Source organism: Salipiger sp. D13, from assembly GCF_003703915.1.
In the GTDB taxonomy this organism is placed as follows: Bacteria; Pseudomonadota; Alphaproteobacteria; order Rhodobacterales; family Rhodobacteraceae; genus Salipiger; species Salipiger profundus.
On record NZ_ML112591.1, the window covers coordinates 109,459 to 134,226 of the forward strand.

The 24,768-nt window shown below is 66.9% G+C and carries 26 protein-coding genes; 21 read left to right on the forward strand and 5 right to left on the reverse strand.

The genetic code is table 11. The features are described 5' to 3' along the window. Positions 1-67: 67 nt before the first annotated feature. The 6 genes from D6860_RS04805 to D6860_RS04830 all read left to right on the forward strand — a co-directional run bounded on the left by D6860_RS04805 (position 68) and on the right by D6860_RS04830 (position 6,457). Positions 68-745, forward strand: a complete 678-nt coding sequence (locus D6860_RS04805; RefSeq protein WP_076622402.1) for an SURF1 family protein — start codon at positions 68-70, stop codon at positions 743-745. Next, positions 745-2,133 (forward strand): threonine synthase, encoded by a 1,389-nt coding sequence (gene thrC, locus D6860_RS04810; RefSeq protein ID WP_076622403.1) that lies wholly within the window; start codon positions 745-747, stop codon positions 2,131-2,133. The genes D6860_RS04805 and thrC overlap by 1 nt, the downstream gene beginning before the upstream one ends. After that, positions 2,130-3,392: a M16 family metallopeptidase gene (locus D6860_RS04815; protein WP_076622404.1), complete on the forward strand. Its 1,263-nt coding sequence runs from the start codon at positions 2,130-2,132 to the stop codon at positions 3,390-3,392. The genes thrC and D6860_RS04815 overlap by 4 nt, the downstream gene beginning before the upstream one ends. Further along, positions 3,392-3,976 carry a GNAT family N-acetyltransferase gene (locus tag D6860_RS04820; RefSeq protein ID WP_076622405.1) on the forward strand — a complete coding sequence of 195 codons (585 nt, stop codon included), beginning with the start codon at positions 3,392-3,394 and terminating at the stop codon, positions 3,974-3,976. Before D6860_RS04815 ends, D6860_RS04820 begins: the two co-directional genes overlap by 1 nt. Positions 3,977-4,110: 134 nt before the next feature. Beyond that, positions 4,111-4,968, forward strand: a complete 858-nt coding sequence (locus D6860_RS04825; RefSeq protein ID WP_017469595.1) for an MBL fold metallo-hydrolase — start codon at positions 4,111-4,113, stop codon at positions 4,966-4,968. A gap of 61 nt (positions 4,969-5,029) precedes the next feature. After that, positions 5,030-6,457 carry an FAD-binding oxidoreductase gene (locus tag D6860_RS04830; protein WP_076622406.1) on the forward strand — a complete coding sequence of 476 codons (1,428 nt, stop codon included), beginning with the start codon at positions 5,030-5,032 and terminating at the stop codon, positions 6,455-6,457. On the opposite strand, the gene D6860_RS04835 is transcribed toward D6860_RS04830, so the two are convergent. After that, on the reverse strand, positions 6,454-7,284 hold the full coding sequence (locus tag D6860_RS04835) for a lytic transglycosylase domain-containing protein (protein ID WP_076622407.1): 831 nt from the start codon (positions 7,282-7,284) through the stop codon (positions 6,454-6,456). The genes D6860_RS04830 and D6860_RS04835 overlap by 4 nt on opposite strands. 367 nt (positions 7,285-7,651) lie before the next feature. Between D6860_RS04835 and D6860_RS04840 the strand changes: the two genes are divergently transcribed. The 14 genes from D6860_RS04840 to D6860_RS04905 all read left to right on the forward strand — a co-directional run bounded on the left by D6860_RS04840 (position 7,652) and on the right by D6860_RS04905 (position 18,887). Continuing rightward, positions 7,652-7,870, forward strand: a complete 219-nt coding sequence (locus D6860_RS04840) for a Flp family type IVb pilin (protein ID WP_076622408.1) — start codon at positions 7,652-7,654, stop codon at positions 7,868-7,870. Positions 7,871-7,910: 40 nt separating this feature from the next. Next, positions 7,911-8,129 (forward strand): Flp family type IVb pilin, encoded by a 219-nt coding sequence (locus tag D6860_RS04845; RefSeq protein WP_076622408.1) that lies wholly within the window; start codon positions 7,911-7,913, stop codon positions 8,127-8,129. Between the two features lie 40 nt (positions 8,130-8,169). Further along, the gene (locus D6860_RS04850) at positions 8,170-8,388 is read left to right on the forward strand and encodes a Flp family type IVb pilin (protein WP_076622408.1); all 219 of its coding nucleotides are present in this window, start codon (positions 8,170-8,172) and stop codon (positions 8,386-8,388) included. An 84-nt stretch (positions 8,389-8,472) separates the two neighbouring features. Then, the gene (locus D6860_RS04855) at positions 8,473-8,670 is read left to right on the forward strand and encodes a hypothetical protein (RefSeq protein ID WP_076622409.1); all 198 of its coding nucleotides are present in this window, start codon (positions 8,473-8,475) and stop codon (positions 8,668-8,670) included. A gap of 231 nt (positions 8,671-8,901) precedes the next feature. After that, entirely contained in the window at positions 8,902-9,759 is an 858-nt protein-coding gene (cpaB, locus tag D6860_RS04860) for a Flp pilus assembly protein CpaB (protein WP_076622410.1), read from the forward strand. 189 nt (positions 9,760-9,948) lie between these two features. Beyond that, a complete protein-coding gene (locus tag D6860_RS04865) occupies positions 9,949-11,367 on the forward strand; it encodes a type II and III secretion system protein family protein (RefSeq protein WP_076625246.1) in 1,419 nt (472 codons plus the stop codon). Between the two features lie 22 nt (positions 11,368-11,389). Beyond that, the gene (locus D6860_RS04870) at positions 11,390-12,046 is read left to right on the forward strand and encodes an OmpA family protein (protein ID WP_076622411.1); all 657 of its coding nucleotides are present in this window, start codon (positions 11,390-11,392) and stop codon (positions 12,044-12,046) included. 229 nt (positions 12,047-12,275) lie between these two features. Beyond that, a complete protein-coding gene (locus D6860_RS04875; protein ID WP_076622412.1) occupies positions 12,276-13,517 on the forward strand; it encodes a CpaE/TadZ family protein in 1,242 nt (413 codons plus the stop codon). A gap of 15 nt (positions 13,518-13,532) precedes the next feature. Further along, a complete protein-coding gene (locus D6860_RS04880) occupies positions 13,533-14,969 on the forward strand; it encodes a CpaF family protein (protein WP_017467097.1) in 1,437 nt (478 codons plus the stop codon). Positions 14,970-14,975: 6 nt separating this feature from the next. Then, entirely contained in the window at positions 14,976-15,941 is a 966-nt protein-coding gene (locus D6860_RS04885; RefSeq protein WP_017467096.1) for a type II secretion system F family protein, read from the forward strand. Positions 15,942-15,954: 13 nt separating this feature from the next. Beyond that, positions 15,955-16,929 carry a type II secretion system F family protein gene (locus D6860_RS04890; RefSeq protein ID WP_076622413.1) on the forward strand — a complete coding sequence of 325 codons (975 nt, stop codon included), beginning with the start codon at positions 15,955-15,957 and terminating at the stop codon, positions 16,927-16,929. Between the two features lie 4 nt (positions 16,930-16,933). Next, positions 16,934-17,491: a tetratricopeptide repeat protein gene (locus D6860_RS04895; protein WP_076622414.1), complete on the forward strand. Its 558-nt coding sequence runs from the start codon at positions 16,934-16,936 to the stop codon at positions 17,489-17,491. Positions 17,492-17,524: 33 nt separating this feature from the next. Further along, positions 17,525-18,385 carry a tetratricopeptide repeat protein gene (locus tag D6860_RS04900; RefSeq protein ID WP_076622415.1) on the forward strand — a complete coding sequence of 287 codons (861 nt, stop codon included), beginning with the start codon at positions 17,525-17,527 and terminating at the stop codon, positions 18,383-18,385. A gap of 4 nt (positions 18,386-18,389) precedes the next feature. Further along, positions 18,390-18,887 (forward strand): prepilin peptidase, encoded by a 498-nt coding sequence (locus D6860_RS04905; protein WP_076622416.1) that lies wholly within the window; start codon positions 18,390-18,392, stop codon positions 18,885-18,887. A gap of 25 nt (positions 18,888-18,912) precedes the next feature. On the opposite strand, the gene D6860_RS04910 is transcribed toward D6860_RS04905, so the two are convergent. Beyond that, entirely contained in the window at positions 18,913-19,770 is an 858-nt protein-coding gene (locus tag D6860_RS04910; protein WP_076622417.1) for an SDR family oxidoreductase, read from the reverse strand. 138 nt (positions 19,771-19,908) lie between these two features. On the opposite strand from D6860_RS04910, the gene D6860_RS04915 reads away from it, so the two are divergent. Then, a complete protein-coding gene (locus D6860_RS04915) occupies positions 19,909-20,391 on the forward strand; it encodes a transglycosylase SLT domain-containing protein (protein WP_017467580.1) in 483 nt (160 codons plus the stop codon). 9 nt (positions 20,392-20,400) lie between these two features. On the opposite strand, the gene D6860_RS04920 is transcribed toward D6860_RS04915, so the two are convergent. The 3 genes from D6860_RS04920 to D6860_RS04930 form a co-directional block, all read right to left on the reverse strand. After that, on the reverse strand, positions 20,401-21,651 hold the full coding sequence (locus D6860_RS04920) for a PAS domain-containing protein (RefSeq protein WP_076622418.1): 1,251 nt from the start codon (positions 21,649-21,651) through the stop codon (positions 20,401-20,403). Between the two features lie 124 nt (positions 21,652-21,775). After that, positions 21,776-22,966, reverse strand: a complete 1,191-nt coding sequence (locus D6860_RS04925; protein WP_076622419.1) for an ABC transporter permease — start codon at positions 22,964-22,966, stop codon at positions 21,776-21,778. Between the two features lie 4 nt (positions 22,967-22,970). Further along, positions 22,971-24,659 (reverse strand): ABC transporter permease, encoded by a 1,689-nt coding sequence (locus D6860_RS04930; RefSeq protein ID WP_083697743.1) that lies wholly within the window; start codon positions 24,657-24,659, stop codon positions 22,971-22,973. Between the last annotated feature and the right edge of the window lie 109 nt (positions 24,660-24,768).

Consider the following 24,768-nt stretch of genomic DNA (forward strand, 5'->3'; position numbering starts at 1 on the left):
AAGCGCCTTGCGACCCCCTGCCCCGACACGATAAAGCAGGCGCCACCACCCATCCTGCGGAGTCCACGTGACACGATACCTTGCCCCCCTGCTGTTCGGCCTCATCGGCGCCGGCATTCTTGTCGGGCTCGGCCTGTGGCAGATGCAACGTCTGTCCTGGAAGGAAGGGGTTCTCGCCGAGATCGAGGACCGCATCGGCGGCGATGCCCGGCCGCTTCCGGTCATGGTCGACCCCGAGGCCCAGCGCTACCAGCCGGTGGCGCTCGAGGGCGAGATCCTGCCCGGCGCGCTGCGGGTGCTGGTGAGCCGCAAGCAGATCGGCGCCGGCTATCTCATCGTCTCGCCGTTCCGCACCGAAGATGGCCGGCTGGTCCTGCTCGACCGCGGCTTTACCCGCGACGAGAACAAGGACGCGGCGCGGCGCAGCGGCCCGGCGGAGGTGCTGGGCAACCTGCACTGGCCCGACGACCGCACCTCCTCGACGCCCGAGAACGACGTCGCGGGCAACATCTGGTTCGCCCGCGACATCGGCGCCATGGCCGAGGCGCTCGGCACCGAGCCGCTGCTCGTGGTGGCGCGCCGGGTCACCCCCGGAGACCCGGCCATCGAGCCGATGCCGGTGGACACCAGCGGCATTCCGAACGATCACCTGCAATACGCCATCACCTGGTTCTCGCTGGCCGTGGTGTGGCTGATCATGACCGCCTATTACATCGTGCGGCAACGCAAGACCGGAGAGACCTGATGCGCTACATCTCGACCCGCGGACAGGCGCCCGCGCTGAGCTTCGAAGAGGCGATGCTGTCGGGCCTCGCCCGCGACGGCGGGCTCTACGTGCCCGAGACGGTGCCCGCGATGAGCGCCGCCGACATCCGCGCGCTGCACGGGCTGAGCTACGAGGAGACCGCCTTTCGCGTGATGCGGCCCTTCGTCGGCGACAGCTTCACCGACGAGACCTTCGGCGACCTGATCGCCCGGGCCTACGCGGGCTTCGACCATGGCGCGCGAGCGCCGCTGGTGCAGCTCGCGCCGGGGCATTTCCTGCTCGAGCTGTTCCACGGGCCGACGCTGGCGTTCAAGGATTTCGCCATGCAGCTCATCGGCCAGCTCTTCGAGGAGGCGCTGACCCGGCGCGGCGAGCGCGTCACCATCGTCGGCGCCACCTCGGGCGACACCGGCAGCGCCGCGATCGAGGCATTCCGCGGGCTCGACGCGGTGGACGTGTTCATCCTCTATCCGCACGGGCGGGTATCCGAGGTGCAGCGGCGGCAGATGACCACGCCCTCCGAGTCCAACGTGCACGCGCTGGCGCTCGACGGCCATTTCGACGACTGCCAGGCCAAGCTCAAGGACATGTTCAACGACTTCGCCTTCCGCGACGAGGTGCGGCTGGCGGGCGTGAACTCGATCAACTGGGCGCGGGTGCTGGCGCAGGTGGTCTACTACTTCTCGGCCGCCGTGTCCCTGGGCGCGCCCGACCGGAGCGTCAGCTTCACGGTGCCCACCGGCAACTTCGGCGACATCTTCGCCGGCTACATCGCCAAGAAGATGGGGCTGCCCATCGACCGGCTGGTGGTTGCCACCAACCAGAACGACATCCTGCACCGCTGCCTGACCTCCGGCGCCTACGAGACGAGCGGGGTGCACCCGTCGATCTCGCCGTCGATGGACATCCAGGTCAGCTCGAACTTCGAGCGGGTGCTCTTCGACGCCTACGGCCGCGACGGCAACGCTGTGGCGCAGCTCATGGACGAGCTGAAGTCGGGCGGCTTCAAGGTCAGCCAGGGCGCGCTGCAGGCGCTGCGCGAGCATTTCGAAAGCGGCCGCGCCTCCGAGGAGGAGACGCTGGCGACCATCGCGCAGGCGAAACGCACCATGGGCGAGCTGCTCTGCCCGCATTCCGCCGTGGGGCTGAAGGTGGCCGACGAGCACCGCGCCGCCGACACGCCGATGATCACCCTCGCCACTGCCCACCCGGCCAAGTTCCCCGACGCGGTGGAACAGGCCAGCGGCATCCGGCCCCCCCTTCCCGCGCATATGGCCGATCTCTTCGACCGGCCCGAGCGCGTGACCCACGTGGACAACGACCTCGCGGCTCTGGAAACCCTCATTCGGGAGCGTATCTCAAAGTGACTGTTGAACTGACCACCCTCGACAACGGCCTGCGGGTCGTGAGCGAACGCATGGACGGGCTGCAATCGGCGTCGATCGGCGTCTGGGTCAGCGCCGGCGGGCGCAACGAGCGGATCGAGCAGAACGGCATCGCGCATTTCCTCGAGCACATGGCCTTCAAGGGCACGAAGACGCGCAGCGCCCTGCAGATCGCCGAGGCCATCGAGGACGTGGGCGGCTACATCAACGCCTACACCTCGCGCGAGGTGACCGCCTATTATGCCCGCGTGCTCGAGAACGACACGAAGCTCGCGCTCGACGTCATCGCCGACATCCTGCGCAACCCGGTCTTCGACGCGCGCGAGATCGAGACCGAGCGCGGCGTCATCCTTCAGGAAATCGGCCAGGCGCTCGACACGCCCGACGACGTGATCTTCGACTGGCTGCAGGAGCGCGCCTACCAGGACCAGGCGCTGGGGCGGACGATCCTCGGCGAGGCGGCCAACATCCGCGGCTTCGGGCGCAGCGACCTCGAGACCTTCGTCGACGAGCATTACGGCCCCGAGCAGATCATCCTGTCGGCTGCGGGCGCGGTCGATCACGAGCAGCTGGTCGAACAGGCGCAGGCGCTCTTCGGCGACATGGCCTCGCGCAAGTCCGGGGCCTTCGAGAACGCGCGCTTCACCGGCGGCGAGATGCGCCGCGAGAAGGACCTTGAGCAGGCGCATTTCGCGCTGGCGTTCGAGGCACCGGGCTACCGCGATCCGGATTTCTTCACCGCGCAGATCTACACTATCGCGCTTGGCGGCGGCATGTCCTCGCGGCTGTTCCAGGAAATCCGCGAGAAGCGCGGCCTGTGCTACACGATCTTCGCCCAGACCGGCGCCTACGAGGACACCGGCCTGACGACGATCTACGCCGGCACCAGTGGCGACGAGCTGGCCGAGCTCACCGGCATCACCATCGACGAGATGAAGCGGGCCGCCGACGACATGACCCCGGAAGAGGTCGCCCGTGCCCGCGCCCAGATGAAGGCGGGGCTGCTGATGGGGCTCGAAAGCTCCTCGGCCCGGGCCGAGCGCATGGCGCGCATGGTGCAGATCTGGGGCAAGGTGCCGCCGATCGAGGAGACCGTCGCCCGGATCGACAACGTCACCACCGGCGACGTCCGGGTGTTCGCCGAGGACATCGCGGCGAGCGCGCCCGCCGCGCTGGCGCTCTACGGCCCCGTCGGCAAGGCCCCCGGCCTGGAGGCACTGCAGGCACGCCGGGCGGCGTGATGCTGGGACGGCGGCGCAGGTTACGGCTCGACACCGAGCGGCTGCTCCTGCGGCCGCCGCAGCACGGTGATTTCAACGCGTGGGTCTCGCTGCGCATGGAGAGCCGCGGCTACCTGACCCCATGGGAGCCCTCCTGGGCCGCCGACCACCTGACCCGCCGGGCGTTCACCAACCGGGTCTACTGGGCGAACCGGTCGATCCAGGGCGGCACCGCGGTGCCGCTCTTCATCTTCCGGCGCGAGGACGAGCAGCTGCTGGGCGCGATCACGCTCGACAACATCCGGCGCGGTCCGGCGCAGTCGGGGGTGCTGGGCTACTGGACGGGCCAGCCCTTCGCGCGGCAGGGCTTCATGCGCGAGAGCATCGCCGCCATCGTGCACCACGCCTTCGAGCGGCTCGACCTCAGCCGCATCGAGGCCGCCTGCCTGCCCGAGAACGTGCCGTCGCGCGGGCTGCTCGAACGCTCGGGCTTCAAGTACGAGGGCGTCGCGCAGAGCTACCTGCAGATCAATGGCCGCTGGCGCACCCACGTGCTCTATGCCTGCCTGCGCAACGACCGGCGCGGCAAGACGCAGGTCGGCTAGGGCGCCCGAACCTTCATCGCTTCGCGGCGTTCAGCTTGGCAGATCGCCCCCGAGTGGCTGACCTAACGGAAATGTCAGGTCGCCGGGCGGCGCGGCTTGCTAGGCTCACGGCATCCCCGAAAGGAGACCCGCCGATGCCGTGCCCCCGCCCTGCCCTGACCAGCCTTGTCCCGACCAGCCTTGCCCTGATCCTCGCCCTGCTGCTGCCCGTCCCGCCCGCCGCCGCGCAGGAGAGCCGCCGCCCATCGCATTGCATCGCCATCGCCGATGCCACGCCGGGCCTGCAGTACCTGCACAAGGCCGCATGGACCGATCCGGTGCCCGACTACTCGGTGCGCATCCATTACATCGCGCACGCCAGTTTCATGATCCAGACGCGCGGCGGGATCGAGGCGGTGACCGACTACAACGGCTTTCTCGGCAACGCCGACTTCATCCCCGACGTGGTCACCATGAACCACGCCCACGGCACCCACTGGACCGGCAGCCCGGACCCGGCGATTCCGCATGTGCTGGAGGGCTGGGGCGCCTTCGGCGAGGGGATCGAGCATCACCTCGACCTTGGTGAAATGCTGATCCGCAACGTTTCGACCGACATCCGCTCGGCCTACGGCGGCACCGAGGAGCGCGGCAATTCGATCTTCGTCTTCGAGGTCGAGGGGCTCTGTATCGGCCACGTCGGCCACCTGCACCACGAGCCGAACGATGCGCAATACGCGGCCCTCGGCCGGCTCGACGTGGTCATGGTACCGGTCGACGGCGGCTATACCATGTCGCTCGACGCGATGCTGCGGGTGGTCGAACGGCTGAAGAGTTCGATCATCATCCCGATGCACTGGTTCTCCGGCTACTCGCTCGAGCAGTTTCTCGGCGGCCTGCCCGAGGGCTTCGCCGTCGACCGCCGCAGCGGGCCCGAGCTGGTGGTAAGCCTGCGCGACCTGCCGCCCCGCCCCACCGTCACGGTGCTGCAACCGGCCTATCTCGCGGACTGACACCCGGCCCTTGGCTTCCGTCGGGTTTCGGACCATTGTCCGCGCCCGAGAGGAGCCCCCGATGACCCTGATCCCCGCCGACGACGCCTTTGCCGAGACCCTTGCCGCGCGGCTGCCAGAGGGCACCCTGCGCCGTGCCGAGCCGCGCCATCTCGAGGAGCCGCGCGGCCGCTGGCGGGGCAGTTCGCAATGGGTCGCCCTGCCCCGCAGCGCCGAGGACGTGTCGGAGATCGTGCGCGCCTGCAACGCGGCTCGGGTCGGCATCGTGCCGCTCGCGGGCGGCACCGGGCTGGTCGGTGGCCAGGTGGCCCCCGATGCGCCGGCGCCGCTGCTGGTCTCGATGGAGCGGATGACCGCGATCCGCGCCGTCTACCCGCAGGAGAACGTGCTCGTGGCCGAGGCCGGCGCCGTGCTCGCCGACGTGCAGGCGGCCGCGCAGAAGGCGGAGCGGCTGTTCGCGTTGTCGCTCGCCTCGGAAGGCACGGCGCGGATCGGCGGGCTGCTGTCGACCAACGCCGGCGGGGTGAACGTGCTGCGCTACGGCAACGCCCGCGACCAGGTGCTGGGGCTCGAGGCGGTGCTGCCCGACGGCAGCCTGTGGCACGGGCTGAAACGGCTGCGCAAGGACAACACCGGCTACGACCTGCGCCACCTGCTGATCGGTGCCGAGGGCACCCTTGGGCTCATCACCGCCGCCTCGCTGAAGCTCGCGCCGATCCCGGCGGCGACCGGCACCGCGCTCTTCACCGTGACCGACCCGGCGGCGGCGCTCGACCTGCTGGCGCTGGCCCGCGACCAACTCGGCGAGGGCATCAGCGCCTTCGAGCTGATCTCGCGGCAGGGGCTCGACTTCCTGTCGGAAACCGTGCCCGACGTGCGCCAGCCATGGGACAGCCCGCCCGACTGGTGCGTGCTGATCGAGCTGGGCCTCGCGCGCGGGCTCGATCCGGCCGGCGCGCTCGAGACGCTGTTTGCCAGCGCCCACGAGGCCGGGCTGGTGTCGGACGCGCTGGTGGCGCAGTCCGAGCAACAGCGCTCCGATTTCTGGGCGATCCGCGAGCGCATCCCCGAAGCGAACCGGGCCATCGGCGCGATCTCCTCGCATGACATCTCGGTGCCGCTCGGCGCCATCCCCGAGTTCATCGCACGCGGCACCCCGGCCATCGCGGCGCTCGGCGATTTCCGCATCAACTGCTTCGGCCATCTCGGCGACGGCAACCTGCATTACAACGTCTTCCCGGTGCCGGGCCGCAGCCGCGAGGATCACGTCGACCAGCGCGAGGATATCAAGCGGACCGTGCATGACCTCGTGCACGAGATGGGCGGCTCGGTCAGCGCCGAGCACGGGATCGGGCGGCTCAAGGTCGACGATCTCGAACGCTATGGCGACCCGGCGAAGCTTGCCGCGATGCGGGCGATCAAGGCCGCGCTCGATCCGAACGGCATCATGAACCCCGGGGCGGTGCTGCGGCAGCAGGCCCTGCGCTAGTTGGCGGCCATCGTGCTGGGAGTTCGGAACACGCAGCCGTCCGAGATGAGCTGCGGCGGCGTCAGGCAGAGCAGCCGCGCCACCTTGAACGCGGCGAGCACCTTGGGCACGTAGTCTCGGGTCTCCGAGTAGGGCGGCACGCCCTCGTGCTTCGGAATCGCGTTCTCGCCCGCGTTGTAGCCCGCCAGCACCATGATCGGGTCGCCGTCGAAGGTCTCCATCAGGAAATCGAGAAAGGCGACGCCGCCCTGGATGTTGTCGGCCGGATCGAAGGCATCGGACACCCCGAAGCGCGCGGCCGTCGCCGGCATGAGCTGCATGAGGCCCTGCGCGCCGGCGCCGCTCTGGGCGTCGGCCCGGCCGCCGGATTCGACCGCCATCACCGCGAGCGCAAAGGCCGGTGACACCCGCGTGCCGACCGTGGCTTTCAACAGGTCCACCCCGTGCGCGGCGGCGAGGCGTTGCAGGTCCGCCAGTCGCGGCGCGGCCACCCCCTGCCCCTGCGGCGGCGTCGCGAGCCGCACGAGCGCCGGTTCGAGCCGCCCCGGTCCGCTTTCGGAAAGCGCCGGCGACACCACGTCCCAGAACCATGCGTAGGAGCCCATACCCGTGGCCCGCCCCTTGGCCGTTGCACCGCCCCCGGCGTCGGGGGTGGGAACAGCGACGGCGGGCCGAACCGGGGCCGGTGCGATCTGCACGGTGATGCGCTTCTTCGTGCCCGGCTTCGGCGGGGTCACGCGCTTTGCCGAGAATTCCGGGAATGGCGGCGGCGACTCCGCCGGCAGGGAACCTGCCCCGAACACGGCCAGAAGGGCCGCAAAACCCATGATACGCAACATCGCTCCGACCTGCCTCTGGTCCGTTTTGTCGAGCAAGTCTCTCACAGTGGTCCGATCCGACCAAGACGGCTGCACGAATCCCCCGGTCTGCGTGCCATTTTGGCCCAGAAGTGCCCATGCCTCTGCAAGTCCTGCCGACAGGAAATCTAAAAACATCTTTCAATACATTAAGTTAACCAGATTCCTCAGCCGCCTCCCGAGAACTACAAAATCAACCAAATCGCGTCCAAATGCTGCCCGAATCCGGGGGCTATATATCCCCATACCGCAGAGGGACGGGGCAATGAGAGAGGCCCGGGAACGGATCGAAGCGGTGACGTGAGCAGAACGTGACAAGATCCCACTGGAGAGAGACATGCTGAACTTCATCAAAAACTTCCGCAACGACGAAGACGGTGCAGTGACGGTTGACTGGGTCGTGCTGACCGCAGCCGTGGTCGCCATGGCCATCGGCGCCTACACCACCATCGCCAACAACTCGGACGCCATGATCGGCGCTGCCGGCACCGCGATCCAGGGCGAGGGCACCGCTCTCTTCGGCGCAGACTACACCCCGCCGCCCGCCGACGGCTGATCCGCCACCCTGAGCTGATATTCGAGAAACGGAGAGAGACATGCTGAACTTCATCAAAAACTTCCGCAACGACGAAGACGGTGCAGTGACGGTTGACTGGGTCGTGCTGACCGCGGCCGTGGTCGCCATGGCCATCGGCGCCTACACCACCATCGCCAACAACTCGGACGCCATGATCGGCGCTGCCGGCACCGCGATCCAGGGTGAGGGCACCGCTCTCTTCGGCGCAGACTACACCCCGCCGCCCGCCGACGGCTGATCCGCCACCCTGAGCTGATATTCGAGAAACGGAGAGAGACATGCTGAACTTCATCAAAAACTTCCGCAACGACGAAGACGGTGCAGTGACGGTTGACTGGGTCGTGCTGACCGCGGCCGTCGTTGCCATGGCCATCGGCGCCTACACCACCATCGCCAACAACTCGGACGCCATGATCGGCGCTGCCGGCACCGCGATCCAGGGTGAGGGCACCGCCCTCTTCGGCGCAGACTACACCCCGCCGCCCGCCGACGGCTGATCTGCCTCCTGAGCTGACTTTCCCGGGCCGGCCTTCCCGGCCCGGGACAAATCTACGAAAGTGTTCTTATCGAAGGCTCGAGCCATGCGTCACTTCGCCAGGACCTTTGCGCGCGACGAGACCGGCGCGGTCACGGTCGACTGGGTCATCCTCACCGCCTCCATGGTGTTCATGGCCGCCATCTCCTTCTACGTGATCCGCGACAACAGCAGCGCGATGGAAGACGCGACCGGCGGCGCCCTCGCCCGAGAGCAGGCACGCCTCTACCCAGCGCCTGACTGACACCACCAAGCCGAGAACAACCGGAAACCGCTTCGCGTCTCGAGGCGGTCTTTTCGATCCAAGCCCCCGAACATCCGCAGCCTGTCCTTCGCGCGCCCCGAGACGCCGGCGGAGCCGCGAAAGCGCTACGCAATCGGCCAGAATTGGCCACAATCCACGGCTATTCACGGGGACTGAACGCGCCCGAACCACACGCGGCGCCCCTGAGGTCAAAGCCCGAGAGGAAACACGATGCGACTGGTATTCGGACTTGTGCTGATCGCCGGCCTTGGTCTGGCCGGCTTTGCCGTTCACCTCGCACAGAAGCAGTTCGGCGCCTATCAGAACGCGCTTCGCCACGAACGCGAGAAGGCGGTGCAGGTGGTTCCGACACAGCAGATCTACGTCGCGAACCGCAAGCTCAATCATGGCCATGTCCTCACCAGGGAGGATGTCCGCCTGGCGCCCTGGCCGACCGAGATCCTGCCGAAGGGCATCTTTGACGCCAAGACCCCCCTGTTTGCCGAGGGTGCGGAGCCGCGCGTCGTGATGCAGGCAATGGACAGGTTCGACGCCGTTCTCGCCAGCCGCGTGAGCGAGCCCGGCGGCGACGCGGGCCTGACCTCGCGTCTCGACAAGGGCCAGCGCGCCTTTGCCATCAAGGTCGATGTCGCCACGGGCGTCTCGGGCTTCCTGCGGCCCGGCGACCGCGTCGACATCTACTGGACCGGCCGGATGCCCGGCGGCGACCCGAACCTGCCACGCGGCGACGTGACCCGGCTGATCCAGACCGGCGTCCGGCTGATCGCCATCGACCAGGCCTCGGTCATCTCGAGCAGCAGCCCCACCATCGCGCGCACCGTCACCGTGGCCGTGAGCCCGCAGCAGGTCGCCGGGCTCGCGCAGGCGCAGAGCACCGGGCGGCTGTCGCTCTCGCTTATGGCCGCCGACGACGAAACCGTCGCCGACGTGATCGAGATGGACCAGCGCGAGCTCCTGGGGCTTGTCGCGCAGGAGCAGCAGGTCGAAAAGGCGGCGCCCGAGGTCTGCTCGACCCGGGTGCGCCGTGGCTCCGACGTGGTCGAGATCCCGATCCCCTGCACCAACTGACCGGCCGTCGAGTGCCCGGGGCGCGCTTCATGCGCCCCCGTCCCGCGACAGGGCATGTTGCGGGATATCCACATCGCCTTCGGGCCCGAAGGCCTTGATTATTGCTTTGAAATGGAAAGCGTCGCAGACTGCCGCGAAGAGCGGGCGCACAAGACCTGCATCTCGAGGCGTGATCAGAAGGCAGATCGCATGACATTTGACAAGTGCATCAAGGCAGCCCTGCTCGGGCTGGGCCTGGCTCTGAGCCCTGTCGCGCTCACCGCCCAGGCCGATAATTTGCGAGTTGTCCGCACCGGCACCGAGAGCGTGCTGAGCGTTCCGATGAACCGCGCGGTCGTCGTCGAAAGCGATACCCCCTTCGCGGAGCTGTCGATCGCCAACCCCGCGATCGCCGACATCTCCTCGCTCTCCGAGCGGACGATCTACGTGCTGGGCAAGACGCCCGGCATGACCACGCTCACCATCCTCGACGCCAACGGGCGGCTCATCACCAATGTCGACGTGCGCGTCGCCGCCGATGTCACCGAGTTCAAGGAGCGCCTGCGCCAGATCCTGCCCAACGAGCGGATCGAGGTGCGCACCGCCAACGACGGCATCGTGCTGTCCGGCACGGTCTCGAGCGCCCAGAAGCTGCAGCGCGCGCTCGATCTGGCGCAGCGCTACGCCCCCGAGCGGGTCTCGAACCTGATGGTCGTGGGTGGCGTGCAGCAGGTGATGCTCAAGGTCCGCTTCGCCGAGATGCAGCGCTCGGTGGCCAAGGCGCTCCGGTCCTCCATCGCGCTTGGCGGCACGATCTTCGGCGACGACGTCGACCTTGCCACCGAGACCGGGACCTGGCTCAGCGGCAACAACGGCCTGGGCAACCCCGTCGAGGTTTCCGGCGACGACCAGGGCGCCACGCTGATCGGTTTCGGCGCCGGCAACCTCGAGGTCGGCATCCTGCTCGAGGCGCTCGAGAGCAAGGGCGTGTCGCGCACGCTGGCCGAGCCGAACCTGACCGCCCTGTCCGGGCAGGAGGCGAAATTCCTCGCCGGTGGCGAATACCCGATTCCGGTGTCGCAGGGCGATGGCGGCATCAGCGTCGAATACAAGCCCTTCGGCGTGCAGCTCAACTTCATCCCGCGAGTCATCGACGGCGACCTCATCAATCTCGAGCTGTCGGGCGCCGTGTCATCCATCGACAGCGCGAACGGCGTTGTGCTCGACTCGATCAGCGTCGATGCCTTCCGGCGCCGCGAGATCTCGACCACCGTCGAGATGCGTGACGGCGAGAGCTTCGCCGTGGCCGGCCTGCTGCAGGACGACTTCCGCGATCTCAACGGCCAGGTGCCGTGGCTCGGCGACATCCCCGTGCTCGGCGCGCTGTTCCGCAGCGCCGAATACCAGCGCGAGCAGTCCGAGCTGGTCATCATCGTGACGCCGCACCTCGTGACCCCCACCCGGGGCGAGGCGCTGGCGCTGCCGACCGACCGCGTGCGCCCGCCGTCCGAGAAGGACCTGTTCCTCTACGGCCGCACCGCGTCGGACACCAGCAGGCCGACATCCGGCGGGGCAGCCGAGGTTGCCAAGCAGGATTTCACCGGCTCTTATGGCTACGTGATGGACTGAGACGATGCAGGGGCGCAGAAGAATGAAACGACTTGGCGCAGCCGCCTGCGGCCTCTGCCTGCTCACCGCCTGTGCCGGGGTCGGCAACGACCCGGTGCGCGGCCAGTTCTGGGACGAGGCCGGCTCGATCACCGACAACGGTGATTTCGGCAACGCCACGATGACCAACTCGCAGGTCATGAAGAACCATGACGCCTATGTCCTGAACCTGGGCAAGCGGTTCGCGGCCGAGGTGCCGTCGATGGTGACCTTCGCCTTCAACAGCGCTCAGCTCGATACGAACGCGCGGGCCATCCTGGCCGAGCAGGCCAACTGGATCCGGCAGTTCCCCGAGGTGCGCTTCCGCGTCTACGGTCACACCGACCTCGTCGGTTCGGCGGCCTACAACAAGCGGCTCGGCATGGCGCGGGCGCAGGCGGTGGTGGCCTATCTCGCGTCGCAGGGGATTTCCCGCAGTCGCCTCGAGGCGGTCGTCTCCTACGGGGAAACCCAGCCGCTGATTCCCACCGACAACCGCGAGCGCCAGAACCGGCGCACGGTGACCGAGGTTTCGGGCTTCGTGAAAGGCCGGGGCCAGGTGCTCGACGGCCAGTATGCCGCCGTCATCTATCGCGAATACATCCGCAGTGCGCAGCCGGTCTCGACACTTGACCAGGCGAACGCTCCGGGCGGCTCCTGACCCGGAGCCGTCCCGTCGCCGGCGCCCGGCATCGTCCGGCAATTCCGTACAATTACGATTTTTCGGCCCCAATGTTGCCCTGTTTCGCGGCGACTCTGCCCCCTGACGGGAGATCCGCGCCGAGCCCGACTCGGACCGGACACGCCCCCGGCAGCGGGTAAAAGCCTGATGGATCAGCCTTTCCCTTTGCCCCTGGGGTGTCTCCCCAAAGAGCGAAGGATGAGAGGCAATGACGAGCACGACAGCGCTGCACAATGATCCCAGTCCCATCGTGGCCTGCACGGTCAGCCGGAACGTGCAGAACTTCGACCTTCTCATCGAGGACATGGAGGATCTGCTGGGCGAGGGCTGGGGTGACCTCGGCTTCGGCGAGGCGCTGGCCTTTCTCAACCAGCCCGATGCCCGGATGCTGGAGTTCATCGCGCTTGCCATCGACGAGGACGACGAACAGGCGATCGGGCTTCTGTCCGAAGTGATCTCGGCTGCCAAGGCGCGCGACATCAAGGTCGTGCTGATCGCAGAGGATGTCACACCCGCCGCGTTGCACCAGCTTCTTCGGCGCGGTGCCGACGAATTCGTCCCCTACCCGCTGCCCGAAGGAGAGTTGCGTGCCGCCGTCGACCGGCTGCGCCGGCTCTCCGCTCCGGCCGAAGAGCCCACGAAGGCAAAAGAGGGCGTGCGGCTTTCGGGTGGCGGCGACGGCGTGCTGATCGCGGTGCAAGGCCTGTCGGGCGGCTGCGGGGCGACGACCCTCGCGGTCAACCTCGCGTGGGAGCTTGCCAATGTCGGCAAGGACAAGGCGCCCCGCGTCTGCCTGCTCGATTTCGACCTGCAGTTCGGCTCGGTCGCGACCTATCTCGACCTGCCCCGCCGCGAGGCGGTCCTTGAGCTTCTGGGCGACACCGAGGCGATGGACGGCGACAGCTTCGGGCAGGCGCTGGTGACCTACGGCGAGAAGCTGCACGTGCTGACCTCCCCCGCCGACGTGATCCCGATGGACCTGCTGACTCCGCAGGACATCAAGGCCGTGCTGAACGTGGCACGCGAACACTTCGACTACGTCATCGTCGACATGCCCAGGACGCTGGTGCAATGGACCGAGACCGTCCTGCTCGAGGCGCAGGTCTACTTCGCGATGCTCGAGTTGGACATGCGGTCGGCGCAGAACGCGCTGCGGCTCAAGCGCGCGCTGCTGGCCGAAGAGCTGCCCTTCGACAAGATCCGCTTCGCCCTCAACCGCGCGCCGAAGTTCACCGACCTGCAGGGCAAGAGCCGTGCCAAGCGGATGGCCGAGAGCCTCGGCATTTCCCTGACGCTGCAGCTGTCCGACGGCGGCAAGCCGGTGGCGCTGTCGGGCGACCACGGCGTTCCGATGGCCGAGCAGGCGCCGAAGAACCCGCTGCGGAAGGAGCTCGTCAAGCTGGCCTCCGAGTTGCACGCGATCGGTCTGACCGAAGCCCAAGCCGCCTGAGAAGGAGCCTGAGAGATGTTCTCCCGCTACAAGAAACCCTCGGCGAAAGACGCAACACCGGTCGCCGCAGCCGTGACCGAGGCGCCCCGGCCCGAGGCCGCGCCGAAACCCGCCAGCATGCGCAAGCCCAAGCCGGTGCGCCCCGCCGAGGCTGTGCCGCAGGACAAGGAGCGCAAACGCAAGGAGCGTCTCGGCGAAATCAAGCTCGAGCTTCACCGGGCGCTTCTCGACAACCTCAACCTTGCCGCCATCGACCAGGCCAGCGAGCGCGAGCTGCGCGACGAGATCAGCGCCATCGTCGCCGAGACGCTGCAGGAAAAGGGCGTGGTGCTGAACCGAGAGGAGCGCACCACCCTCAACCAGGAGCTCTACGACGAGGTGAAGGGCCTCGGCCCGCTCGAAACGCTGCTGCAGGACGACACGGTGTCGGATATCCTGGTCAACGGCCCGCACCAGATCTTCGTGGAACGCTCGGGCAAGCTGCAGATGTCGGACGTGGTGTTCAAGGACGAACGCCACCTCATGCGGATCATCGACAAGATCGTCTCGGCCGTGGGTCGTCGGGTCGACGAATCCAATCCATACGTCGACGCCCGCCTTGCCGACGGCTCGCGCTTCAACGCCATGGTGCCGCCGATCGCGGTCGACGGCTCGCTCGTCTCGATCCGGAAGTTCAAGAAGGACAAGCTGTCGATCGACGACCTGATCCAGTTCGGCGCCTTCACCGAGGAAATGGCCGTCTACCTGCAGGCCGCCGTCGCCACCCGGCTCAACGTGATCGTCTCGGGCGGCACCGGCTCGGGCAAGACGACCACGCTCAATGCGCTGTCGTCCTTCATCGACGACAGCGAACGCATCCTGACCATCGAGGACACGGCGGAACTTCAACTGCAGCAGACCCATGTCGGCCGGATGGAAAGCCGCCCGCCCAACGTCGAGGGCAAGGGTGCCGTCACCCCGCGCGACTGTCTCAAGAACGCGCTGCGGATGCGCCCCGACCGGATCATCGTCGGCGAGACCCGCGGCGAAGAGGTCATCGACATGTTGCAGGCCATGAACACCGGCCACGACGGCTCGATGACCACGATCCACGCCAACAACCCGCGCGACGGCATCAGCCGGATGGAGAACATGATCGCCATGTCCGGTGTCGAGATGCCGCTCAAGGCGATGCGCAGCCAGATTTCCTCGGCGGTGAACCTCATCGTGCAGGCCAGCCGTCTGCAGGACGGCTCGCGCCGGATGACCTCGATCACCGAGATCACCGGCATGGAGGGCGACGTCATCTCGATGCAGGAGATCTTCCGCTTCCAGCGCGTCGGCCTCACCCCCGAGAACAAGATCATCGGGCATTTCACCGCGACCGGCGTGCGCAGCCACTTCTCGGAGCGCTTCAAGATGTGGGGCTTCGACATCCCGCCGTCGATCTACGAACCCTTCCGCCCGGAGTAACCCGCCATGCTGTCCGCAGAACTGATCATATACGGCCTGATCTTCGTGGGCGTGCTCGTCCTCGTCGAGGGCGTCTACCTCGTGGCCTTCGGCAAGTCGATCAGCCTCAACAGCCGGGTGAACCGGCGGCTGGAGATGCTCGAGAAGACCACCAGCCGCGAAGAGGTGCTCGCCAAGCTCCGCAAGGAGATGGACCAGCATCTCGAGAACCGTGGCATCCCGCTCTACTCGATCCTTGCCGACCGAGCGCAGAAGGCCGCCATCGCCTTTACCCCGAACCAGCTCATCCTGATGATGGTCGGCGTCAGCGTCTTCGCCTTCATGGCACTTACCATCGGGACCGAGGCCAGCCTGCCGGTGCGCGCGGTGATCGGCGTCGGCATGGGCATCGGCGGCGTCTTCATGTGGGTCAACGGCAAGGCCAAGAAGCGGCTCGCGCTGATCGAGGAACAGCTGCCCGATGCGGTCGAGCTGATGGTGCGTAGCCTCCGCGTCGGCCACCCGTTCAGCTCGGCGATTTCGGTCGTCTCGCGCGAGATCAAGGACCCGCTGGCCACCGAGTTCGGGGTCATCTCGGACGAATCCACCTATGGCCGCGACATCGGCGAGAGCCTCAAGCACATGGCCGAACGGCTCGACATGCAGGATCTTCGCTTCCTCGCCGTCGCGGTGTCGATCCAGCAGCAGTCGGGCGGCAACCTGGCCGAGATCCTCGAGGGGCTCGCCAAGGTGATCCGGGCCCGCTTCCGCCTGTTCCGCCGGGTCAAGGCGATCACCGCCGAAGCGCAGTGGTCGGGCAAGTTCCTCTCGGGCTTCCCGGTCGGCGTGCTGCTCATCATCCAGGTGACCGACCCGCATTACTACGACGAGGTCATCGACCACCCCTGGTTCATTCCGGCGTGCTTCATCGTGGCCATCTTCCTGGCGCTGAACCTGCTCGTCATGCGGATGCTCGTGAACATCAAGGTCTGAGAGGACACCGACCATGCTCGACACACTGAACACGATGATCACCAACATGCTCGGACCGGCAGGCCCCCTCATGGTGGTCGCAGGCCTTGCCCTGCTGCTCATCCTCGCCACCGTGCCGATGCTGCTGCGACAGAAGCCCGATCCGATGGACAAGCTCGCCAAGAGCGGCCGCGACCGGATCGACGCCGAGACCAAGGCGATCCTGCGCGACACCCGCCGCAACGCGAAGCTGAACAAATACGCGCAGTATCTCGAGCCCAAGAGCGCCGAGGAACTGGGCGAGGTCCGGCTCAGGCTGCTGCAGGCCGGCTACCGCACCCGCGACGCGGTGCGCATCTACTACCTGTCGCAGATGGTCCTCGGCATCGGTCTGCTGGCGCTCGGCACGCTCTACTTCTTCATGTTCAAGAACGGCGCCGATGCCACGATGCAGCAGAAGCTGCTCTATATCGTGGGCCCCGGCGCGGTCGGCTACCTCGCACCGAAATACTGGATCACCAAGCGCGTCGAGGAGCGCAAGAAGCAGATCGAGGAAGGCTTCCCCGATGCGCTCGACATGATGCTGGTCTGCGTCGAGGCCGGACAGTCGCTCGACCAGTCGATCGTCCGCGTCGCAAGGGAGCTTCGGGCCTCCTACCCCGCGCTGGCCGACGAGTTCGAGATCATCAGCCACGAGATGAAGGCCGGCAAGGACAAGGCCACCGTGCTCAACGACATGGGCGACCGCTGCGGCGTGCAGGACGTGTCCTCTTTCGTTACCGTGCTCAACCAGGCGTCGAGCTTCGGCACCTCGATCGCCGACGCCCTGCGGATCTATGCCTCGGAGATGCGTGACAAAAGGGTCATGCGCGCCGAGGAAAAGGCAAACAAGCTGCCGACAAAGATGACCCTGACCACTATGATGCTGACGGTGCCGCCGCTTCTGATCATCCTCGTGGGTCCGTCCGTGGTGAGCATCACGCAGCTTGGAAACATGGCCATCAAGTAACCCCATGCGCACAGGGCTCATCGCCTGCCTGATCCTTTCCACGCTGGCCGCCTGTTCCCCGGGCGGCCGGTCCGGCTCTGCCGATCGGACCTATGCCCCCGCGATCAACCCGAGGGGCGAGGCCGTCGACGGGCTTGTCGTCGGGCATCGCCTCATGGCCGCCGGCGAATACGAGCTCGCGCTCGAAGCCTTCACCCGCGCCGCGGGCCGGCACGGGCTGACCGGCGAGATCCTGACCTCGCTCGGCTCCGCCAATCTCGCGCTCGGGCGGCTCAACCAGGCCGAGGACCTGCTGCGCCGGGCCGTCGAGGCCGAGGCCGACTGGGCCGAGGCCTGGAACAACCTCGGCGTGGTGCTCATGGAGCGCGGCAAGACCGCCGAAGCCGCCGAGGTCTTCCGGCGGGCCTATGCGCTCGACAATGGCGAAAGTGACGCAATTCGCGACAATCTGCGCTTGGCGCTCGCAAAAATCGAAAATCCGGGCTACGATCCCGACCAACAACAAGACTACGCGTTGGTGCGCCTAGGCAGCGGCAGCTACCTGATCCGGCGGACCTTCTGACGACGAGGCAAGAGCAGTAAAAGGACGCAACAAATGCGCCACCCCATCCTGTTGACCCTCTGCGCCGCGGGGGTCTTCGGCCTTTCCGCCTGCGACAAGTCCATCGACGCCGATGCCGTCGACCGCGAGTTCGCCGGCGTGAACGCCATCGATGGCACCGGGCTGAACGACGTGATGCTCACCGCCGGCGACCCGGATGACGCCGTTGCCTACTTCCGACGTGCCGACACGCTCGACCCCGACCGTATCGACCTGAAGCGCGGTCTTGCCAAGTCGCTGGTCCGCGCCAAGCGCAGCACCGAGGCGGTCGCCGCCTGGTCCCGTGTCGTCGCGCATGAGGGCGCCGGCCCCGAGGACAGCGTCTCGCTCGCCGACGCACTCATCCGCAACAACGAGTGGAAGCGCGCCGAGGAAGTGCTCAACGGCATCCCGCCCACGCACGAGACCTACCAGCGCTACCGTCTCGAGGCGATGATCGCCGACAGCAACAAGCAGTGGCAAAAGGCCGACAGCTTCTACGAGACCGCCGTGGGCCTGACCACGAAACCGGCGCCGGTGCTCAACAACTGGGGCTATTCGAAGCTGACCCGTGGCGACTACCAGGGCGCCGAAAAGCTCTTCTACGACACGCTGCGCCACGACCCGGCGATGTTCACCGCCAAGAACAACCTCGTGCTCGCGCGCGGCGCGCAGGGCAACTACACGCTTCCAGTGCTGCACATGACGCAGGTCGAACGCGCCGAGCTGCTGCACACGCTGGGCCTGTCGGCGATCAAGCGCGGCGATGTCGAGATCGGCAAGGGGCTGCTGCGCAACGCCATCGAGACCCACCCGCAGCATTTCGAAGCGGCCGCGACGGCACTGGCGGCCCTTGAAGGGCCCGTCACGAACTGACCCGATGCTGTCCATATCCGCCACTGCTGCACTCTGGTTCGCGCCTTTCGTCCTGCCGATCTGCCTTTACGTCTGCTTCACGGACATGCGCGAGTTGCGGATCACCAACCAGGCGAACCTGCTCCTGCTGATCGTCTTCGTGCTGGTCGGGCTCGTGGCCCTGCCCTTCGACCAGTATCTCTGGCGTTACGTGCACCTGCTGGTGGTGCTTGTGGCGGGCGTCGCGCTCAACGCCGGCGGCGTCATGGGCGCGGGCGATGCGAAGTTCGCAGCCGCGGCCGCGCCTTTCGTCCATATCGGCGACCTGCGCTTCGTCATGGCCCTGCTCGCCGCGACGATCCTCGGCGCGTTCCTGACACATCGCATCGCCAAATACACACCGCTGCGCCGCCTCGCCCCGGACTGGAAGAGCTGGCACAGCGGCAAACGCTTCCCGATGGGCCTGGCCCTCGGCGGCGCGCTTGCGATCTACCTCGTGACCGGGGCGGTTAACGGCAGCTGAACCGCCCTTCCGGGAATGCAGCCCACTAGCGGGTTTCGGCGTCGAGCAAGGCGCGCAGGCCGGTCCGGTAGTCGGGGTAAAGCAGCTTCACGCCCAGCTCTTCCCTGATCCGCCGGTTCGAGACGCGCTTGTTCTCGGCATAGAAGCTGCGCGCCATGTCGCTCATCTCGGCGGCGTCGAAATCCTGCTCCGGCGGGAGGGTCACCCCAAGGAGCTCGGCGGCGAAATGCAGCACGTCCTGCGGCGGGGCCGGCAGGTCGTCGCACACATTGTAGGCGGCACCGGGATTGGGCTGCCGGATCGACGCTTCGAGCACCTGCGCGATGTCCTCGACATGCGTGCGCGAGAACACCTGCCCCGGCTTCACGATGGGCCGCGCCGTGCCGCGCCGGACCTTGGCGAAGGGACCGCGACCGGGCCCGTAGATTCCCGCGAGGCGGAAGATGTGCAGCGGCAGGTCCGGAATGTCGCGCCAGGCCGTCTCGGCCATCAGACGCAGCTCTCCGCGGTGCGTCGTGGGGGTAAGCGGCGTCGTCTCGTCGACCCAGCCGCCATCGTGATCGCCGTAGACGCCGGTGGTCGAGAGATAGCCTGCCCAGTCGAGACGTCGCGCGTGCTCGCGGATCGCATCGTCGCACAGGCGCAGCGCCGGGTCGCCCTGCGGCCCCGGGCCGGCCGAGATAAGCAGGTGGCTCGCCGCGCCCAAGGCATCCTCGATCGCCGGACGTTCCCACAGGATCGGTATGACACCCGCGTCGCGCAGGCTGTCGACCTTCTCGGGATCGCGCGTCGTGCCGAAGATCGTCCAGCCCTGCGGCAGGAGCCTGCGCGCGAGCGCCTGCGCCGAGTAGCCGTGACCGAGTGAAAGAAGTGTCTTGCTCATGATCCGACCCTGATCCGCCCCGGGACGCATTTCAAGGAGGAAGATACGCGCAAGAAAGCGCGTATCGCGGAGGGCCAGCCTAGGCATGCAGGTCCCCGGACGCTAGACTTGGCCCGGTTCCTTCACGAGAGTGTTCTGATGCCCCATCCGACCCGCCGCGCCGCCTTGATGCTCCTGCTCGGGGGCGTCGCCGCCTGCGCTCGCCGCCGGTCCGAGGACGAGACGCCCCGCGGCCGCTTCGATCCGCCGCTCCATCCCAACGAGACACCGGAGCTGCGCGCCTCGATCAACCGTTGGGCCGATCACTACCGTGTGCCGCGCAGGCTGGTGCACCGGCTGGCGATCCGTGAAAGCACGCACAACCCGGCGGCGCGAAATGGCCCCTACTATGGCCTGCTCCAGATCCTGCCGCAGACCGCGCGGACGATGGGCTTTCGGGGCGCGCCCTCGGATCTTCTGAACGCGGATACCAACCTGCAGTACGGGGTGAAATACCTGCGCGGCGCGTGGCTCTTGTCGGACGGCAGCCACGACCGCGCAATCATGTGGTATGCGCGGGGCTACTACTACGAAGCCAAGCGCCGCGGGATGCTGGTCGAGACCGGGCTGCGGCCGGGCTGAGACGCGGTCTCAGGTCACGGCGCGCAGCATCGCGGTGTTCGACTGGATGATGGTGTTCAGCTCGACGATCCGCGCGAGCCGTTCCTCGATCTCGTCCTGCCCTGCGTCCAGCTGATCAACGATCCCCGACAGCGAATCCCCCGAGCCGTTGAGCGCCGCGCTCTCGATCTTGCACATCATGCGGGTCGAGCTGAGCCCCGTGACATAGCGCTTCATGTCGAGCACGCTGCGCCCGAGCCGGGTCGCCTCGGCCTCGACGACCTTGAGCGCTTCGCCCGCAAGCTTTCGAAAGGAGGCGGCTTCGGTCCGCAGGGTCTCGCGGTCCTCGTTCAGGCGGGTCACGTCGGGTGCGCCCCTCAGGTCCTCTTCGAAGAGGGTCGACATCTCGCCCTGCATGATTGCTGCCCCGACGAGGAACTGCCCCCGCTCGATGGTTTCCTTCATCCGGACATAGGTGCTGTCCTTGCCCTCGACGAAATCCTTCACCCAGCTGGCCATCTCGTCGAGCATGGAGCCGTAGTTGACCGAGATGGCACTGATCGGTCCCCCGGCATTCTCGAGCCGCGAGGCGAGGATGCGCATGTTCATCGGGACCGTGCGGATCGCCTTGATGATCTCGGTCATCTCGTCGGTCTCATGCTTGATCTGGGCGATGGTGCGGACCATCGTCAGGAAACGCTGCTGGCGGGAATCCAGCGTGACGCCGATGCGCTTTGCCCGATCCTCGAGTTCGAGCGACAGGGCCGCGGACATGAAGGCGTCGTAGCTCTCGAAGCCCATGTCGTTCAGAGCCTCGAGCAGCTTCTCGGCGCTGCGCGCGGCACTGGTGCCGTCGTCGAGCTCGGACTTTCGCAGTTCGGCGTAGAGGTCGCGCACCTTGTGGAACAGCTCGGTATGGGGCTTCACCCGGACCGAGATGTAGCCTCCGGGGATTGGCCAGGCCACGGCGAGCACCCAGTAGAAACGCCCGTCCTTGGTGCGGTTCTTCACGTAGGCCGAGACCTGCTTGCCGGCCTTCAGCCGCTCCCAGAACAGGTGGAAGACGCCCTTGGGCATGTCGGCATGGCGCACGAGCTTGTGCGGCGCGCCCTTGAGCTCTTCCCAGCGGAAGCCGGAAATGCGCCGGAAGACGCTGTTGCCCTCGAGGATGATGCCCCGCTCGTCGGTGCGCGAGTAGAACATGCTGGCGTCTTCGAAGGGCACCTCGCCCATTCCGCTGTTGCGCGTCTGGGAAATGAGTTGGGAGTCGTGCTGCGACATCGGAACCTCGCGCAGTGAAAAGCGGAACGTTCCGGGACCATGCACGTGCGCAGCTTACCAAATGCTGAACGCGGGCGAAGATTCCGCCCGCGTTCGATGATTTCAGCGATGTCGGGCCGCAGCCTCAGCCGGGGCTCATGCCCCGCAGCCGTTCGGAGCGGCGGCGCAGCAGTTCGACCGTGCTCAACAGCAGGATCGAGATCGCCACGAGGATCGTCGCAGCCGCGAGGATGGTCGGCGAGATCTGCTCGCGCAGGCCGGTGAACATCTGCCAGGGCAGCGTCTGCAGCTCGGCCGAGCCGATGAACAGCACCACGACCACCTCGTCGAACGACGTGATGAAGGCGAACAGGCCACCCGAGATCACGCCCGGCAGAATCAGTGGCATCTGCACCCGGAAGAAGGTGGTCACCGGGTTCGCCCCCATGTTCGCCGCCGCCCGCGTCAGGGAACGGTCGAAGCCCACCAGTGTCGCGGTCACGGTGATGATGACGAACGGGATGCCAAGCACCGCGTGGGCCAGCACGACGCCCCAGTAGGTCCCGACGATGCCGATCTTCGAGTAGAAGAAATACATGCCGGTCGCCGAGATGATCAGCGGCACGATCATCGGCGAGATCAGGATCGCCATGATGGCGCGCTTGCCGGGAACGTGGCTCTGGCTCAGGCCGATGGCCGCCAGCGTCCCGAGCGACACCGAGATGAGCGTCGCGACCGGGGCGATCAGCAGCGAGTTCTTCACCGCGCGGGTCCATTCCGGGTTGGTCAGGAAGTCGCGGTAGTGCCGCAAGCTGTAGCCGTCGGGATCGAAGCTCAGCATCTCGGGCGTGAAGGTGAAGAAGTTCTCGGCGTTGAAGCTGAGCGGCATCACCACGAGGATCGGGGTGATCAGGAACACGAAGATCGCGCCGCAGATCACCCGGAAGCTGTAGTGCCAGAGCACCTGGCCGGGCGTGAGGTAGGGCACCAGCTTCTCACGGTAACGGCCGAAGCCGATCCAGTAGGAGAACCAGCCGAAAAACCAGCCGAACAGCGCGCCGACCACGAGGCCCGGCACCGCCCCCAGCAGGAAGCCCACGAGCGCGAAGACCGCGATCATGCCCCAGCGGGCAGCTTTCTCGCCGCCCTCTCCGATCAGGTTGACCACGAGGAAGCCGATGGCCGCCATCACGATCGCGCCGCCGAGGATGCCGAGCAGGCTCGAGCCGTTGGCGGCGCCGACGAAGAGCCCGGCGAAGGCCCCTGCCGCCGCAAGCACCGGCAGGGTGAAGGAGAGCGGTTTCTGCTCGATTGGTGTGAGGATCACTTCGTTCATGGCCTTACCCCAGCTTCACGTTGTCGATGCCGACGATCTTGTCGTAGGCCCAGTAGAGCAGCAGGACCACTGCCAGCAGGATCGAGCCGAGCGCGGCCGCGAGGCCCCAGTTCAGCGATGAGGAGATGTGGTAGGCGATCCGGTTCGAGATGAACGTGCCGGTGGTGCCGCCGACGATCTCGGGGGTGATGTAGTAGCCGATGGACAGGATGAACACGAGGATCGAGCCCGCCCCGATGCCGGGGATCGACTGCGGGAAATACACCCGCCAGAAGGTCGTCCAGTTGGTCGCCCCCAGCGATTTCGCCGCGCGGACATAGGACGGCGGGATCGTCGACATCACCGAGTACATCGGCAGGATCATGAACGGCAGCAGGATGTGGGTCATCGCCACGATCGTGCCGAACTGGTTGTTGATCATCGTCAGTCGCGCGTCGTCCGCCACGAGCCCCAGCCAGACCAGCACGTCGTTGATGACCCCCTGCTGCTGCAACATCACCTTCCAGGCGCTCGTTCGCACCAGAAGCGACGTCCAGAACGGCAGCAGCACCAAGATCATCAGCAGGTTGGCGGTGCGCATCGGCAGGTTCGACAGGATGTAGGCCACCGGGTAGCCCAGAAGGATGCAGCTGAAGGTGATGACGAGCGACATGAACAGCGTCCGCTTGAACAGCAGCATGTAGATCCGCTCGTTGTCCGGGCGCGCCTCGGCGCCGTCGGGCGTGAGCTGCATGTCGACCGAGTTCAGGAAGTAGCCCGAGGTATAGTTCGGGCTGTAGAGCTTGATCGTCCGCCAGATGTCCGGCTGCAACCAGTCCTCGTCGACCTCCTCGAAACCGTCGCGGAACGACACCGTCTCGAAGTCGGGGCTGTCGACAAGCGCGTCGGCGGCCTTGAGCATGTCGGCGCGGGGACCGTCGTAGGAGGACATGTCGCCGGCGGCGAGGTCCTGGTAGAGCGCGGTGTGCACCGCCGACCAGGGCTCTTCGTCGAGCAGGTTGTTCTCTTCCTCGTCCTGCTGCACCTCGGCGAAGATCGCGTATTCGCGCGCCGCCGTCGGCAGGATGTCGGAAATGCCCTCGCGCAGCTCGAAGGACGGCTGTCGCCCCTCTTCGCTTTCCGCCCAGCTGCGTTCCTCGGAGAGCCAGTCGGGGTCGCCCATGAGCTCGGCCCACGGAACCGCCTCGTCCCAGTTCTCGTCGAGATCCTCGAACTGGTCCTGGTAGACCTCGCCGATGTCGTCGAGCCCGCGGCCCGACTTGCGGAACAGCGAAGAGGCGCCGGTCTGCTCGTAGTTCAGACGCGTGCCGAGCCGGGTGTGCTCCTTGCGCTCGGCCGCGAGGAAAACGTCGTAATAGGCCGCTTCGAAGGCGGCGTCCGACGGCAGACCCTCGCCGTCCCAGTCGGCGAGCACCTCGGTCGTCTGCGGCAACGTCTCCGAGACGATCTGGTTCTCGACCGAACGGAAGAGCATGTCCGCGATCGGTGCGATGAAGGTGACGAGCACGAAGATCAGCAGGGGCGCGATCAGCATCAGCGCTCGCATCTTCTGCATTCGCAGGGCCTTGGAAAGGCTCTTCTTGAGTGGCGTGCCGTCAGCGGCCAGCATCGGGCCGCTGGTCGCATCGGCCTGGCGCAGCGCGTTGTCTGGCGTCGGGCCGTCGAATTTGTCCGGGCCTGTGGCGTCGGTCATGCTGTCCCCGTTGGATGTTGTTGTTCTTGTTCCGCGGCCTCTTCGGGCCGTCGTTGCCGGAGCGGATCACCCTGCCCCGGGAAGGGAAAGGGGCGGGCAGATGCCCGCC